Raw genomic sequence first — 14137 nt, forward strand, 5'->3', positions numbered from 1 at the left:
CATCCGTCAATCGGTGACGGTGATCAGCGCCCGCGCTCCGCGCTCCATCTCGACCATGGAGTGGTTGACGGCGGTGTAGGTGCCGGGCTCCTCGAAGACCATCTCCACGAAGCCACCCTGGGCAGAGGCGAGGTCCAGCACCTGGGCGCCTCCGGCGTTCTCGTTCTCCGGGGCCAGCAGGTACTCACCTTCCTTGAACACGGTGTCGAACACGGCGCCGACGACGTGGAAGGACACTCCTCGTGAGGGTCCTCCCGCCACCACCCACACGCGCACCCGCTCGCCGACCTTCGCCACGAGCGGTGCGTCCAGGTACTGCGTGGCGTGACCGTTGAAGACCGTGGCATCGGGCTGCTCCGCGGCGATCTTCGCCGAGCTCACCGGCAGCGCGCCCTCGTGCATCGTCTCCGCGGCTCCGGGGGCGCCCGGAGGGACCAGGTAGTGCTCGGACTGCACGAGCACGTATTCGCGGTCCGCTGCGGCGAGACCTGCGGGCGGCACGATCAGCGCGCCGAGCATGCCGGCGGAGACGTGCACGCTCATCGGCATCGTGGAGCAGTGGTACAGCCATGCGCCGGCATGGTCGGTGGTGATCGCGTACTCCAGGCTCTCGCCCGGAGCGATCGTGCGCATCGCCTGATCGGGGGCGACCTGGCCGGCGTGGAGGTCCAGGGAGTGTCCCATCGCGCCGTGGTTGACGAGATCCACGGTGAGGCGGGCGCCGAGCTCGGAGCGGATCACCGGCCCCACGACCGTGCCGGCATAGGTCATGGCATCCATGACCAGACCGGGGGCGATCTCGGCGGGGACATCGACCGCCTCCAGCGTGAGGCGCTGCTCGGGACCGCTGCTCTCGGGGAGGCGGGCGTCGTACAGCGTGTGCTCCGCGCCGGGAGCCGACTGGAGGTCCAGGGGGATGCGGGCCAGCTCGTCCGCACCGGTCATGTTCGCCGCGTGGTCATGCTCCGAGCCGCGCTCACCGGTGACGACCTGCAGGGTCATGCCCATCGCGCGGTGGCCGGCGATCGAGCACCAGCCGTCCAGATCGTGCTCGATCACTCCGGCATCCACGGTCGTCGACTCCCCGGGGCGCAGCCGACCGGAGGAGACGCCCGAGGCGAGCACCAGGTCATGCACGTCCTGCTCGTCGTCATTGCTCAGCTCGATCACGAGGGAATCCCCCGCGGGCACCTCGAGCACGTCGGGGGAGAACCGCATCTCCGCCATGCTCACGGCGATCGTGGTGGTCTCGCCGGTGGGCGTGACGGACCCTGCGGGGGAGACGCCTGCTCCGTCGTCGCCGCCGGCTCTCGTTCCGAGAGAGCGGTCCAGCGAGGTGCCGAGGGCCGTGACGCCGAGCACGGAGCCGATGCCGACGAGCACACCGGACAGGGCACGACGGTTCACGGTGCGCTCTGCCGGGGACGCCGGAGGCTTCGACGAGGCTGACGAGGCTGACGAGGCTGACGTTGCTGGGGTTGCCGGGGTTGCTGGGGTCGCTGAGGGTGCCGGGGCCGCTGGCGACGCCGGAGGCGTTGAGGCGCTCGGTGCACCGATCCCCGGGGTCGGCAGCGATTCGCGGCGCAGTCGCACGCTCGCGCGCACCGCGAGCATCATCAGCACCAGGAAGCTCACCAGCACCACGAAGCCCAGCAGGGACAGCAGGATGCGGGTCCAGGAACCGACGTCGGCGATCTGCGCAGTGCCCAGGGTCAGCATCGAGAACACGCCGTCCGCGACGGTGCCGTCGGCACCGGCGAGCACGACCAGCGCCACCACCAGGTTGTAGGCGACGACGCGGGCCGTCGCGAAGCGGCTCATCATGCCGAGCGAGCCCTTCAGTGCCCGGGGCCCACCGCCCATCGTCACCGGCAGGAGGTAGCTCATCGCCCCGAGCAGCACCTGCAGCAGGAAACCGGCGACGAAGGGCGCGGTGAGCTGCTGGACGTCCGCGGCGAGCAGGGAGCTGGACAGCGGGGAGTCAGCATGACGCCACCACAGCGTCAGCAGCCCCAGCTGGGCCACGGCGAACCAGGCCACCCCGGCGGCGATCGAGAGCAGGGGGAACCGTGGGAGAGGGACCGTCCGCTCCTGCCGGGCCGACTGGATGCTGAGCCGCACCAGCGTCGTGACGACCCAGCCGAAGGACGCCGCGTAGGCGAGCAGGAAGATCACGCCGACCATCGGCGAGCCCAGCAGCGCCCCGACGACAGCACCCAGCACGCCGATCAGCATCCCGGTCGTGCCGTGTGCGGCCCGGCGCGCCACAGGGAGATCGATGCGGGTGCGCAGCACCGTGGGCCACAGCGTCAGGAGCGTGCCGGTCACAGTGATCCCCACGAACCCCAGGACGTTGAGGATCTGGTGAGCCAGCAGCAGCCGGCCCTGCCAGGGCTCCCCGGCCTCGAAGGCGAGCAGCGACCCGAGCACGGCACCGAGCGGCAGCAGGGATGCGGCGGCGATGTAGGCCTTCACGGTGAAGACGAATCGCGGTGCGAGCGCGGCCTTGACCTGCAGACCCAGCGCGATCGCGTACCAGACGAGCGCGGCGGAGACCATCAGCGCGCCCAGCAGCACCAGCCATGGCCAGGAGGGGAGCATGCCGGCGATGGTCACCACGATGCCCGCGGTCAGCAGGCGGATTCGCGTGACCTGTCGGGCGCGGGTCTCGTCCCCGAGACGGGTCTTCAGCAGAGCCTCGGTGAAGTGCTGACCCCACACCATGATCGAGGTGGTGATCAGACCGAGGGTCACCATGTGCACCATGAGCCAGCGCGATTGGGGGATCCAGGGGTGGACGAGGACCACCACGATCAGCGCGAGCATCCACCAGGTGACTGGTCGGGCGGCCCGGCGATGCCAGGACCGACGGCTCGGGGCGGGGCGCTCCGGACGTGCGGAGGGGGAGGGGGCGGAGGAGAGCTCAGGCACTTTTCCAGACTACGACCAGGCACGGTGCCGTGGCGGGGCGGAGGTCCCTGGACGCCGAGCGGCTGGTGCGCACCGCCCGGTCCGCCCTCAGTTCTCGGACGGGTGCTGCTCCGCCTCCGCCTCTGACTCTGACTCCGACTGCGCGGTCGCGCCCTTCCGGTCGCGCGCGAACTGGGCGTAGAGACCGCCGGCGAGAGCGATGAGGACGATGATCACCACCGCGATGATCACGGCGCCGAACGGGATCGGGAGCCCGGCGGCGTACAGCACGCCCCAGATCACCAGGAGGGAGACGCCGATGAGGAGCGCGTCGCGGACGGCCCGGCCGATGCGCCCGCCGATGCCCGCCTCACGCGCCTGCTTCCCGGCGCGCTGTGCGGTGCGGCCGGCGACGGCCGCGTAGATCTTCGCGTCATCGCGGAACGACCGGGAGCTGTTCCGGGGGGCCGCCGCGTCGGGAGAGGCTGCCTCCCGTGCTCCGGGGGCCTCCTCGCGAGTGGCCGTGGGAGGGGAAGACGCCTCACGTCGGGTGTCGTCCCGTCGTGCGTCGTGTCGCGGGGCATCGCGCCGGACGTCATCGCGTGGCCCGTCGTCCGAGCGCGGCGCGGCGTCGGGGTCACGGTTGCGGAGCCCTTCATCCAGGGCGCGGCCGGCGGCTCGGGCATATCCGCTCGCCCGCGCGGTGGTGCGCTGCGCGGCATCGCGTGCTCCGGGGGCCTGCTTGCGCGCCGTGTTGCGGGCAGCCTTCGCGTACGTCTTCCAATCGGCCATGGCGTCTCCTCGACTCAGCGGTCGTCGCGCGGACGACGGGTCACGGGGCGGTCCCCACGGTCGTCCTCGCGCCAGCGGATGTCCCCGCCGCCTCGCGGGGTGGCCTGCTGCGGTCGGGGGTTCCGGGCACGGCGGTCGTTGTAGTACGAGAGGCCGACGTTCAGGGCGAGCGTGATCCCGACGGACAGCGCGAAGCCCGCGAAGGTGGAGCGCACCCCCAGCAGTCGCAGCACGATGAACAGGACACCGATCGCGACGACGCTGAATCCAAGATGCTCACGCACGCGCGTGGCCAGGCTGCGGGATCGTCGACTCATCCGTCCATGCTATCCGTGCGAGCTGAACGGGGCGTGGGATGGCCCACGTCCGGTCCCGGGACGTGAGACTGGGCGCACCCTGGCCGCCGTGTGCCATGACCTGTTCAGGAAGGGATACGCTGAGAGCGTTCCCAGGGGTGGCATCGTGGCCGCGACGGCCAGCCGCCCTCTGCCGATACCGAGAGGAATGCAACCCCGTGGACCTGTATGAATACCAGGCCCGCGATCTCTTCGAGAAGCACGGTGTTCCCGTGCTCGGAGGAGTAGTCGCGGAGGATCCTGCCACTGCCAAGGCCGGTGCCGAGAAGCTCGGCACCCCGGTCGTCGTCGTCAAGGCCCAGGTGAAGACCGGTGGCCGCGGCAAGGCCGGTGGCGTGAAGGTCGCCAAGTCCTCCGAGGAGGCGGAGCAGAAGGCCTCCGAGATCCTCGGTATGGACATCAAGGGGCACACCGTGCACCGCGTGATGGTCGCCGCCGGTGCCGACATCGCCGAGGAGTACTACTTCTCGCTGCTGCTGGACCGGGCCAACCGCAACTACCTCGCCATGTGCTCCGTCGAGGGGGGCATGGAGATCGAGCAGCTCGCCGTCGAGCGGCCCGAGGCCCTCGCCCGTGTGGCCGTCGATCCCAACGTCGGCATCGACGAGGCCAAGGCCAAGGAGATCGTGGAGGCGGCGAAGTTCGACGCCGAGACCGGCGCGAAGGTCGCCCCCGTGCTCCAGAAGCTGTGGGACGTTTACCGCGAGGAGGACGCCTCGCTGGTCGAGGTCAACCCGCTGGTGAAGACCGGCTCCGGCGAGATCATCGCGCTCGACGGCAAGGTCACCCTCGACGAGAACGCGGGCTTCCGCCACGAGGACCACGCAGCCCTCGTGGACACCGCCTCCGAGGACCCGCTGGAGACCAAGGCCAAGGCCCTGGACCTCAACTACGTGAAGCTCGACGGCGAGGTCGGCATCATCGGCAACGGTGCAGGCCTGGTCATGTCCACGCTCGACGTGGTCGCCTACGCGGGGGAGTCCCACGGCGTGAAGCCGGCGAACTTCCTGGACATCGGCGGTGGCGCCTCGGCAGAGGTGATGGCCAACGGTCTCGACGTGATCCTCGGTGACGAGCAGGTCAGCGCAGTGTTCGTGAACGTCTTCGGCGGCATCACCGCGTGCGACGCGGTCGCCAACGGCATCGTCGGCGCCCTGAAGAAGCTCGGCGACGCCGCCACGAAGCCCCTCGTGGTGCGCCTCGACGGCAACAACGTCGAGGAGGGTCGCCAGATCCTCGCCGATTTCGCCCACCCTCTCGTCACCCAGGCCGACACCATGGACGGCGGCGCCGCGAAGGTTGCCGAGCTCGCCGCCGCAGGAAAGTGAGCAGGACCCGACATGTCTATCTTTCTCGATGAGAACAGCAAGGTCATCGTCCAGGGCATGACGGGCTCGGAGGGCATGAAGCACTCCCAGCGCATGCTCGACTCCGGCACGAACATCGTCGGTGGCGTCAACCCCCGCAAGGCGGGCCAGTCCGTCGCCTTCGAGGGCGGCACCGAGGTGCCCGTCTTCGGCTCCGTCGCCGAGGCCATCGAGGCCACCGGCGCGAACGTCTCGGTGGTCTTCGTGCCGCCGAAGTTCGCCAAGGACGCCGCGCTCGAGGCCATCGACGCGGCGATCGAGCTCCTGGTGATCATCACCGAGGGCATCCCGGTCAAGGACTCCGCCGAGTTCTTCAACTACGCCCAGGGCAAGGGCACCACCCGCATCATCGGGCCGAACTGCCCCGGCGTGATCACCCCGGGCGTCTCGAACGCGGGCATCACCCCGTCGAACATCACCGGCACCGGCAAGCTGGGTCTGGTCTCCAAGTCCGGCACGCTGACGTACCAGATGATGTACGAGCTGGCCGACATCGGCTTCACCACCGCCATCGGCATCGGCGGCGACCCGGTCATCGGCACCACCCACATCGATGCCCTCGCGGCGTTCGAGGCGGATCCCGAGACCGTCGGCGTCGTGATGATCGGCGAGATCGGCGGCGACGCCGAGGAGCGCGCCGCGGCGTACATCAAGGACAACATGACGAAGCCCGTCGTCGGCTACGTCGCGGGCTTCACCGCCCCCGAGGGCAAGACCATGGGCCACGCCGGCGCCATCGTCTCCGGCTCCGCGGGCACCGCCCAGGCGAAGAAGGAGGCCCTCGAGGCCGCCGGGGTCAAGGTCGGCAAGACCCCGACCGAGACCGCTGACCTGATGCGCGAGATCGTCAAGGGCCTGGCCTGAGCGGTCACGCTCGACGTCGGATCAGCTGAGGCCGAGCAGCCCGACGAGCAGTGCCCCGGATCCCTCCACGGATCCGGGGCACTGCCGTGTCCGGCCTCCCTCCAGAAGCATCCGTCCCACGGGGATCTCTCGGGGAGGGACCACCGTGGGAGGACGGGCTGCACGTGATCGGGACGCATCCTGCGGCGACCGACCGGGCTCGTTGCCGCGATCTCGGAGCGGAACGTCCGTGTCTCGGACTAAGCTGTCCCGAGCTGCCATATGCCTACTGAGGAGGGGACCCCGTGAGCGGAGATCTCATCGACACCACCGAGATGTACCTGAAGACGGTGTTCGAGCTCCATGAGGCGGGGGTCGCACCGATGCGCGCCCGGATCGCGGAGCGGCTGGGGCATTCGGGCCCGACGGTCTCCCAGACCGTCGCCCGCATGGAGCGCGACGGTCTTCTGCACCTCGATGATCAGCGCCGTATCCGACTGACCCAGCAGGGCACCGACGTCGCGGTCGACGTGATGCGCAAGCATCGCCTGGCCGAGCGCCACCTGCTCGATGTGATCGGGCTGGACTACGCCCTGGTCCACGAGGAGGCGTGCCGCTGGGAGCACGTGATGAGCCTCGAGGTGGAGCGACGCCTCGCGGAGAAGCTCCAGCCGCCCTACGTCGATCCCTATGGGAACCCGATCCCGGGCCTGTCGGCGCTCGGCATCAGCGAGACGGGCACCACCGAGGACGGTAAAGACTCTGCTTCGGCGACCCGAGAGCTGATCGACGCCGTCGAGGACGGCCAGACGGTCGAGGTCTGCCTGCGCAGGATCGGCGAGCGGGTTCAGAGCGACGTCGAACTGCTTGGAGAACTTGCACGTCAGGGCATTGTTCCTGGCGCCGACGTGCAGGCCGAGAGGCTTGCCGGGACGGTGGTCCTGCGCGGCCCCGTCGGCGGAGAGGTCGCGGTCTCCGAGGTCGTCGCCGGCCAACTCCATGTGACGCCGACGGTCGCTGGGTAAAGGCTCCGTCAAACTCTTCCCCAGACCTTTCTGTCAGGGCGACGAGGCGAGGTCCCACCCCCTAAGGTCGTACACGTGCCGAGGCGTCCGAGCCGCGGCATTCCGTCTGGAGAGCCCCACCGCGCACCGGATACGGAGTAGGGAAGAGCTGCGAAGCGCGGGGCTGATGCCTGGGGCTGGGAGCCGAAACGTGTCGAAGACTGCGAACAACACTCACCGCCGCGCCATGCGCACGGTGACGCCTGCCGTCCGCGCCGGGCGCGCCTCCGCCGGAGCCGCCATGGCCGCCGCGATGCTCTTCGGCGGTGCCGCTGCGGCGACCGCCGAGCCGCAGGCCGACGCACCCCAGGCCGAAGGCGCGCCGCAGGCCGCCTCCGCCGTGATTCCCGCTGTCGCCGCCCCGGCCACCACGCTTACCTCGATCCCTGCTCAGGGGAAGGCATCGTCCACGGCGAAGGAAGAGACTCCGCAGCTGACCCCTGCGGCCGGAACGCTCTCCGTCAAGGTCGGGCCCACGGAAGAGGAGATCGCCGCGGCCGCGGCCGAGCGTGCTGCCGAGCAGGAAGCCGCTGAGAGGGCCGCCGCGGAAGAGGCTGAGAACAGCGCCGACGAGCAGGACCAGGCCGACGACCAGGACCAGGCCGAGGACACCACCGAGACCCGCGACGAGGACGACTCCGCGAATCGCTCGAACGAGCGCTCCAGCCGCGACGACTCCTCGAACAGCTCCTCCTCTGACAACAGCTCGTCCGAGGAGAAGAAGGAAGAGAAGTCCAGCCCGGCGCCGTCCGCCGGCAAGGGCAGCTCGATCCTCGCCACCGCCCGCAGCGGCATCGGCACCCCCTACGTCTACGGCGGCACCTCGACCTCCGGCTGGGACTGCTCCGGCTTCGTCCAGTGGGTCTACGCACAGCACGGCATCAACCTGCCGCGCGGTGCGGCCGACCAGGCCGCCGCCGGCACGGTCATCCCGCGCTCCGAGGCGCAGCCGGGCGACCTGGTCTACAAGCCGGGCCACATCGGCATCTACGTCGGAGGCAACACCTTCGTCGACGCGGGCAACTCCCGCGTGGACACCTCCGAGCGCAACATCTACTCCGGCAGCTGGACCTTCATCCGCGTCGGAAGCTGATTCCCCCTCGGGCGTCCAGCCCTGGACCCCGCTGACGGCCCCGTCTCACCTCGGTGAGACGGGGCCGCTCCCGTTCCCGGTGCATTCCTGGGCCGGGCGCTGCCGCCGTGCCCGGACCGCAGAGAGCTCCCCACCGGTCGCGGCCCGGGCCCACGCCCGCCGACGCACCCAGGGCCGGCCGGTACCGTATCCGGGTGACCACCGCTCGTGACTTCTTCGCCGTCCTGCTGCTGATCGCCGCCATGATCCTGGGGGCGCTCTGGCTGCCTGCCGTCTGGTTCAGCGACCACGTCGTCGACGAGGACGGCTTCCTCGAGATCACGCAGCCGCTCGCGGACGACCCCGAGCTGCAGCGCACCCTCACCGACAGCGCGGTGGAGGAGATCCTCGAGGGCGGGAACGTGCCCGGCTGGCTGGCAGAACGCATCACCCCGGTGCTGCAGGAACAGAGCAACCGCCTCACCGACACCGACGGCTACGGGACGCTCTGGGACGTGGCGATGGTCGAGCTGCACGGCGCACTGTTCACGCCCGGCGCCTCGGACCTCGATGTGGACCTGGCGCCGGTGATCGATTCCGTGCTCACCGGGGTCGAGGACAACGTGCCGCTGGTGGAGATCCCGCGGCCCGACAGCGCGACCATCACATTGGCCCGGATCCCGGACGTGCCGCTGCTGACCCATGCCACGGCACTGACGCCCTGGGCGCCGCGTCTCGGACCGATCGCGCTGGTCCTCGCGGTGCTGGCCCTGGTGATCGCGGCGCACCGCCGCACGATGGTCACCCTCGCCGGCATCGGGGCGATCTGCGCCGGGTTCGCGGCCCTGACGCTCTCGCGCTCGATCGACACGGTCGTGCCCGACAAGGTCGACCAGGCGACCTTCCTGGGGCCGATCGTGCAGGTCTTCGAGGAGCAGTTCCGAGCTGATCTCCTGCCCCAGAGCGTGATCATGCTGGGAGCGGGGGCACTCGTCGCGGCGACCGGCCTGGTGCTGGTGGGGCTCCGCCGCAGGAGCTGACCCGCCCGGACCGGGCGGGGTCGGATCAGATCAGACCGAGACGCTCGAAGGCGGGGAGGATCCCGAGGTCGGCAGGGCGCGGAACCGTGAAGTCCGAGACCGCCAGGATCTCCGGACGGGACCCCTCGATCCCGATGGACGTGCCCGCGACCCGTAGCATGCCCAGATCGTTCATCCCGTCACCGATCCCGACCGTCTCGGACAGGCCGATGCCGAGGTGAGCGGCGGCTTGCCGCAGCCCGTCGGCCTTGTCGATCGTCACCAGGTGGATCTCACCGGAGGCGGTGTCATCGCTCGCGATCGAGTTCGGCAGTGCGCCGACGTCCGGACCGAGCTCCACGGCGAGCTGCTCGACCGGGATCGGGGAGCCCCACAGGGAGATCTTCGCGAAGGAGCAGGAGACGAGGTCCTCGGGGACGCGGACGGCATCGATGATGTCCTGCGTGCCTCGGCCATAGCCTCCGGGGCGGGACGGCATGATCGGCCGGGCACGGATCCGTGCCGCGGAGTCCGGGGTGCACCACAGGGCCTCGGGCGACTCGAGAGCGAAGGTGGCTCCGTAGCCGCTCAGCAGCTCGACCGCGCGACGTGCCAGCGGCTCGGGGAACCGATCGTCGCGCAGCACCTCCCCTTCGACCTGCACATGGGCCCCTGCGGAGGAGATGACGCCGTCGAACAGCTCCGCGACCTCGGGCGCGACGATCGATCCCGGACGACCCGTGCACAGCAGGATGGCGTGCCCGGCGGCGCGTGCCGCCCTCACCGCCTCAGCGTGCTCGTGCGGCGCCACTCCGTGCTCGGCGAGAGTTCCGTCGAAGTCGATGAACACGGCGTGCCGTGGGGTCATGGGTCCTCCGTACCTGGTCAGATGCGGGCGAAGGGCTCCGACCGCTGCTCCAGTATGTCGGGACCGGGACCGCGCTGCCAGGCACGACAGTGCTTTCGGTGACCAGACCCATGCGATCCATGGTGGCCAGCGGGCCAGCGGTCCTGCGACTCAGCGGCCCTGCGGCTCAGCGGTCCAGCGACTGAGCGGCGGAGCGGTTCGGCGGGGTCGGTGGCTGCTGAGGAGCACGGAGAGGGTCACGGTGAACGGCGTCGCCGAGGGGGAGTTCTTCAGGGCCTCGAGGCGCTCGGGGAGCGCCGCCGCGTCGATGTGGCGTGCGCTCGGAGTCATCGCGACCAGATCGCGTGCGCTCGCGGCATCCAACGGCACCGCGCAGCGGACGGTGCGCTGGGTCTCGAGGTCGAAATGGGGATCGAGGGCGGCGTGCAGGCGCTCCTCCTTCTGCGGGTCCACTGCGACCATCCCCGGTACGAGGGCGCGCAGCTCGGCGAGGTGCTCGGCGGCGGGCCGAGCCACGATCAGTCGGCCCTCGGGATGCAGCACGCGGACGAACTCGGCGGGATTGCGCGGAGCGAACACGTCCAGCAGCGCATCGACGCTGCCGTCGGCGAGCGGTAAGGGGGCGAACACGTCGCCGCTGTGCACCGCCGCTCGCGGGTGGGAGCGGGCGGCGAACCGCAGCGAGCGGGCGGAGGTGTCGAAGCCGATGCCGCGTGCGGTGGGGAAGCGATCGAGCATCCCGGAGAGGTAGTAGCCGGGGCCGCAGCCCGCGTCCAGGACCGTCGGCACGCGGGAGCCGGCTCGATCGGATCCTCCGACTCCCTCGGACACGGTGGAGCCCGCGGGCGAGGGTGCCGCGGCGTTGAGCGCCGGGACGGTGTCGGCCGCGAGGTCGGTGATCGCCTCGAGCAACGGTCGATAGGCGCCGGAGGCCAGGAACCGTTCGCGGGCGCGGGCCATCTCGTCGTCGTCCCCGCTGATCGCACCGTTGCCCCTGAGCAGCGACACGTACCCGGCGCGCGCCAGGTCATAGGTGTGCCGCTGAGGGCAGCGCAGACTGCGCTGGACCAGTTCGAGCGTCGCACCGCACTGGGGGCAGCGGAGCACGTCGAGAGCACCGATCAGGGCTGGGGGAGCAGGAGCGGACACATCGCCAGGATACGGGGCGCGAGTCCCGGTCTCGTCGTCTCTTCGGCAGCACGGCATCGACTGTTCCGCAGCCCGTTCTCGGCCCGGCTTCGAACCGGCTTCGAACCGGCCTCGAACCGGCTTCGAACCGGCCTCGGACCGGCCGCCGCCGTACCCGCGAAGCGCTCGAGCCCGCGCCCCGGGCCTGCGTCGCGCTTGCGCCGCGCCTCAGCCTCCTGCTCCGCCGCGCAGGTATCGCGCCAGGTGCTCACCGGTCAGGGTGCTGGCCTCGGCGACGAGGTGTGCCGGGGTGCCCTCGAACACGACCTGGCCGCCGTCCACCCCGGCACCGGGGCCGAGGTCGACGAGCCAGTCCGCATGGGCCATGACGGCCTGATGATGCTCGATGACGATCACCGTCATTCCGCTCTCCACGAGCCGGTCGAGCAGGGCGAGCAGGGTGCCGACGTCCGCCAGGTGCAGCCCGTTGGTGGGTTCGTCCAGCACCAGGATCCCGCTCGTCGCGCCCATGTGCGTGGCGAGCTTGAGCCGCTGGCGCTCCCCGCCGGAGAGGGTGGTCAACGGCTGACCGATCGTCAGGTACCCCAGCCCCACCTCGTCCAGACGTCCCAGCACCGTGGCCGCGGCAGGCACTCGGGACGAGCGGGCGGTGAAGAAGGCGAGCGCCTGCTCGACCGACATCTCCAGCACGTCGGCGATGCTCTTCGCTCCGCCCTCCTCCGGGCTCCCCAGCGTGTACTCGAGCACTGCGGCCTGGAACCGGCGCCCCTGGCATTCCTCGCAGACGGTCGAGACGGTCTCCATGAATCCGAGTTCGGTGTAGATCACCCCGGCCCCCCGGCAGACCGGGCAGGCCCCCTCGGAGTTGTTCGAGAACAGTCCGGGCTTGACGCCGTTGGCCTTCGCGAAGGCCTTGCGGATGGGGTCGAGCAGGCCCGTGTAGGTCGCGGGATTGGACCGTCGGGAGCCGCGGATCGCTCCCTGATCCACGACGGTGACGTCAGCATCCCGGGGCAGCGAGCTGTGGATGAGCGAGCTCTTCCCAGAACCGGCCACGCCCGTGATCACGGTGAGCACACCGAGCGGGATGTCGACGTCGACGGCACGCAGGTTGTGCTGGTCGGCCCCGCGGATCTCGAGTGCGCCGGTCGCCCGGCGCGGCTGCTCCTTGAGGGTGACCCGCTGATCGAGGTGGCGCCCGGTGAGCGTGCCGGAGGCGCGCAGCCCCACCACGTCGCCCTCGTACTGCAGCTGCCCGCCGTGGGAGCCCGCACGCGGTCCGAGGTCGACGACGTGATCGGCGATCGCGATGGTCTCGGGCTTGTGCTCGACCACCAGCACCGTGTTGCCCTTGTCCCGCAGGGCCAGCAGCAGCTGGTTCATGGTCGCGATGTCATGCGGGTGCAGCCCGATGGTGGGCTCGTCGAACACGTAGGTGATGTCGGTCAGCGCCGATCCCAGGTGACGGATCATCTTGGTGCGCTGGGCCTCCCCGCCCGAAAGGGTCCCCGACGGGCGGTCCAGGGAGAGGTATCCCAGGCCGATCCTCACGAACGAGTCCAGCAGGGCGGAGAGGTTCGTCAGCAGCGGCGAGACCTTCGGCCCCGTGTGCAGCGTGCGCAGGGACTCGACCCAGGCCGCCAGGTCGGTGATCTGCAGCGCCGTGGCGTCGGCGATCGAGAGCCCGTCGATCCGCGAGCTGCGGGCGTGCTCGGCGAGCCGGGTGCCGTCGCAGTCGGGGCACACGATGAACTTCACGGCCCGGTCCACGAAGGCCCGGACGTGCGGCTGCATCGAGTCTCGGTCCTTGGAGAGCATGGACTTCTGGATCTTCGGGATCAGGCCCTCGTAGGTCATGTTGACCCCGTCGATCCTGACCTTCGTGGGCTCCTTGTAGAGGAAGTCGTGGAGCTGGCGGGTGGTGAAGGTCCGGATCGGCTTGTCGGAGGGGAAGAAGCCGGAGGACGCGAAGACCTTCACGTACCAGCCGCCGGCGGCGTAGTTGGGGATCGTGAACGGGCCCTCGTCCAGCGACTTGTCCTCGTCGTACAGCTCTGCCAGGTCGACGTCCGAGACCTCGCCCATGCCCTCGCACCGCGGACACATGCCGCCCACCCGCGAGAAGGTGGTCTTCTCGGCGATGGTCCTCGCGCCCTTCTGCACGGTCATCGCCCCGGAGGCGGTGACACTGGGGACGTTGAACGAGTAGGCACCGGGTCCGCCCACGTGCGGTGCGGCGAGAGCGGAGAACAGGGTGCGCAGGTAGGCGCCCGCATCGGTCACGGTCCCCACGGTGGAGCGCACGTTCGCCCCCATCCGTTCCTGGTCCACGATGATCGCGGTGGTCAGTCCCTGCAGGTCATCGACATCCGGGCGGGAGAGCGACGGCATGAATCCCTGCACGAAGGAGCTGTAGGTCTCGTTGATCATCCGCTGCGACTCCGCGGCGATGGTGCCGAACACGAGGGAGCTCTTGCCCGAGCCGGAGACACCGGTGAACACCGTCAGGCGGCGCTTGGGCAGGTCCAGTGAGATGCCGCGGAGGTTGTTCTCCCGGGCACCCCGCACCCGGATCACGTCGTGGGCGTCGAAGGCGAGGGGCCGGGGTGAGGGAGCGTGGGCGGTCATCAGTTCTCCAGGGCGTCGAGATCGTGCGGCCGATGCAGGTGCTGCCGGGGTTGATCGTATCCTTGAAAA

At 70.1% G+C, this 14137-nt stretch carries 11 protein-coding genes; 5 read left to right on the forward strand and 6 right to left on the reverse strand.

The window, feature by feature from the left end; all coding sequences use genetic code 11:
- Window positions 1-6 precede the first annotated feature (6 nt).
- From CIK71_RS04415 to CIK71_RS04425, 3 genes are all read right to left on the reverse strand, one after another.
- Window positions 7-2931 carry a multicopper oxidase domain-containing protein gene (locus tag CIK71_RS04415; protein WP_338022860.1) on the reverse strand — a complete coding sequence of 975 codons (2925 nt, stop codon included), beginning with the start codon at window positions 2929-2931 and terminating at the stop codon, window positions 7-9.
- 87 nt (window positions 2932-3018) lie between these two features.
- Window positions 3019-3702, reverse strand: a complete 684-nt coding sequence (locus tag CIK71_RS04420) for a hypothetical protein (protein WP_176485540.1) — start codon at window positions 3700-3702, stop codon at window positions 3019-3021.
- Window positions 3703-3716: 14 nt separating this feature from the next.
- Complete coding sequence (locus CIK71_RS04425) at window positions 3717-4019, reverse strand: hypothetical protein (RefSeq protein ID WP_096163956.1); 303 nt, start codon at window positions 4017-4019, stop codon at window positions 3717-3719.
- Between the two features lie 197 nt (window positions 4020-4216).
- Between CIK71_RS04425 and sucC the strand changes: the two genes are divergently transcribed.
- From sucC to CIK71_RS04450, 5 genes are all read left to right on the forward strand, one after another.
- Entirely contained in the window at window positions 4217-5386 is a 1170-nt protein-coding gene (sucC, locus tag CIK71_RS04430) for an ADP-forming succinate--CoA ligase subunit beta (RefSeq protein ID WP_096163957.1), read from the forward strand.
- A 12-nt stretch (window positions 5387-5398) separates the two neighbouring features.
- On the forward strand, window positions 5399-6289 hold the full coding sequence (gene sucD, locus CIK71_RS04435; RefSeq protein WP_096163958.1) for a succinate--CoA ligase subunit alpha: 891 nt from the start codon (window positions 5399-5401) through the stop codon (window positions 6287-6289).
- 284 nt (window positions 6290-6573) lie between these two features.
- Window positions 6574-7293 (forward strand): metal-dependent transcriptional regulator, encoded by a 720-nt coding sequence (locus CIK71_RS04440; RefSeq protein ID WP_096163959.1) that lies wholly within the window; start codon window positions 6574-6576, stop codon window positions 7291-7293.
- Window positions 7294-7483: 190 nt separating this feature from the next.
- Window positions 7484-8425: a C40 family peptidase gene (locus tag CIK71_RS18150; RefSeq protein WP_176485541.1), complete on the forward strand. Its 942-nt coding sequence runs from the start codon at window positions 7484-7486 to the stop codon at window positions 8423-8425.
- Between the two features lie 194 nt (window positions 8426-8619).
- Window positions 8620-9444: a hypothetical protein gene (locus CIK71_RS04450; RefSeq protein ID WP_096163961.1), complete on the forward strand. Its 825-nt coding sequence runs from the start codon at window positions 8620-8622 to the stop codon at window positions 9442-9444.
- A gap of 25 nt (window positions 9445-9469) precedes the next feature.
- Here the strand turns inward: CIK71_RS04450 and CIK71_RS04455 are convergent, their stop codons facing one another.
- From CIK71_RS04455 to CIK71_RS04465, 3 genes are all read right to left on the reverse strand, one after another.
- A complete protein-coding gene (locus CIK71_RS04455; RefSeq protein ID WP_096163962.1) occupies window positions 9470-10291 on the reverse strand; it encodes an HAD hydrolase family protein in 822 nt (273 codons plus the stop codon).
- A gap of 150 nt (window positions 10292-10441) precedes the next feature.
- Entirely contained in the window at window positions 10442-11440 is a 999-nt protein-coding gene (locus CIK71_RS04460) for a putative RNA methyltransferase (RefSeq protein ID WP_096163963.1), read from the reverse strand.
- A 207-nt stretch (window positions 11441-11647) separates the two neighbouring features.
- Window positions 11648-14068, reverse strand: a complete 2421-nt coding sequence (locus CIK71_RS04465; protein WP_096163964.1) for an ATP-binding cassette domain-containing protein — start codon at window positions 14066-14068, stop codon at window positions 11648-11650.
- Between the last annotated feature and the right edge of the window lie 69 nt (window positions 14069-14137).

This window comes from Brachybacterium alimentarium, assembly GCF_002332425.1.
GTDB lineage: Bacteria > Actinomycetota > Actinomycetes > Actinomycetales > Dermabacteraceae > Brachybacterium > Brachybacterium alimentarium.

Excerpts from the sequence above, each read along its gene's own strand:
- sucD (WP_096163958.1), top strand. The coding sequence starts at position 5,399 with ATGTCTATCTTTCTCGATGAGAACAGCAAGGTCATCGTCCAGGGCATG.
- CIK71_RS04425 (WP_096163956.1), bottom strand. The coding sequence starts at position 4,019 with ATGAGTCGACGATCCCGCAGCCTGGCCACGCGCGTGCGTGAGCATCTT.
- CIK71_RS04465 (WP_096163964.1), bottom strand. The coding sequence starts at position 14,068 with ATGACCGCCCACGCTCCCTCACCCCGGCCCCTCGCCTTCGACGCCCAC.
- CIK71_RS04420 (WP_176485540.1), bottom strand. The coding sequence starts at position 3,702 with ATGGCCGATTGGAAGACGTACGCGAAGGCTGCCCGCAACACGGCGCGC.
- CIK71_RS04455 (WP_096163962.1), bottom strand. The coding sequence starts at position 10,291 with ATGACCCCACGGCACGCCGTGTTCATCGACTTCGACGGAACTCTCGCC.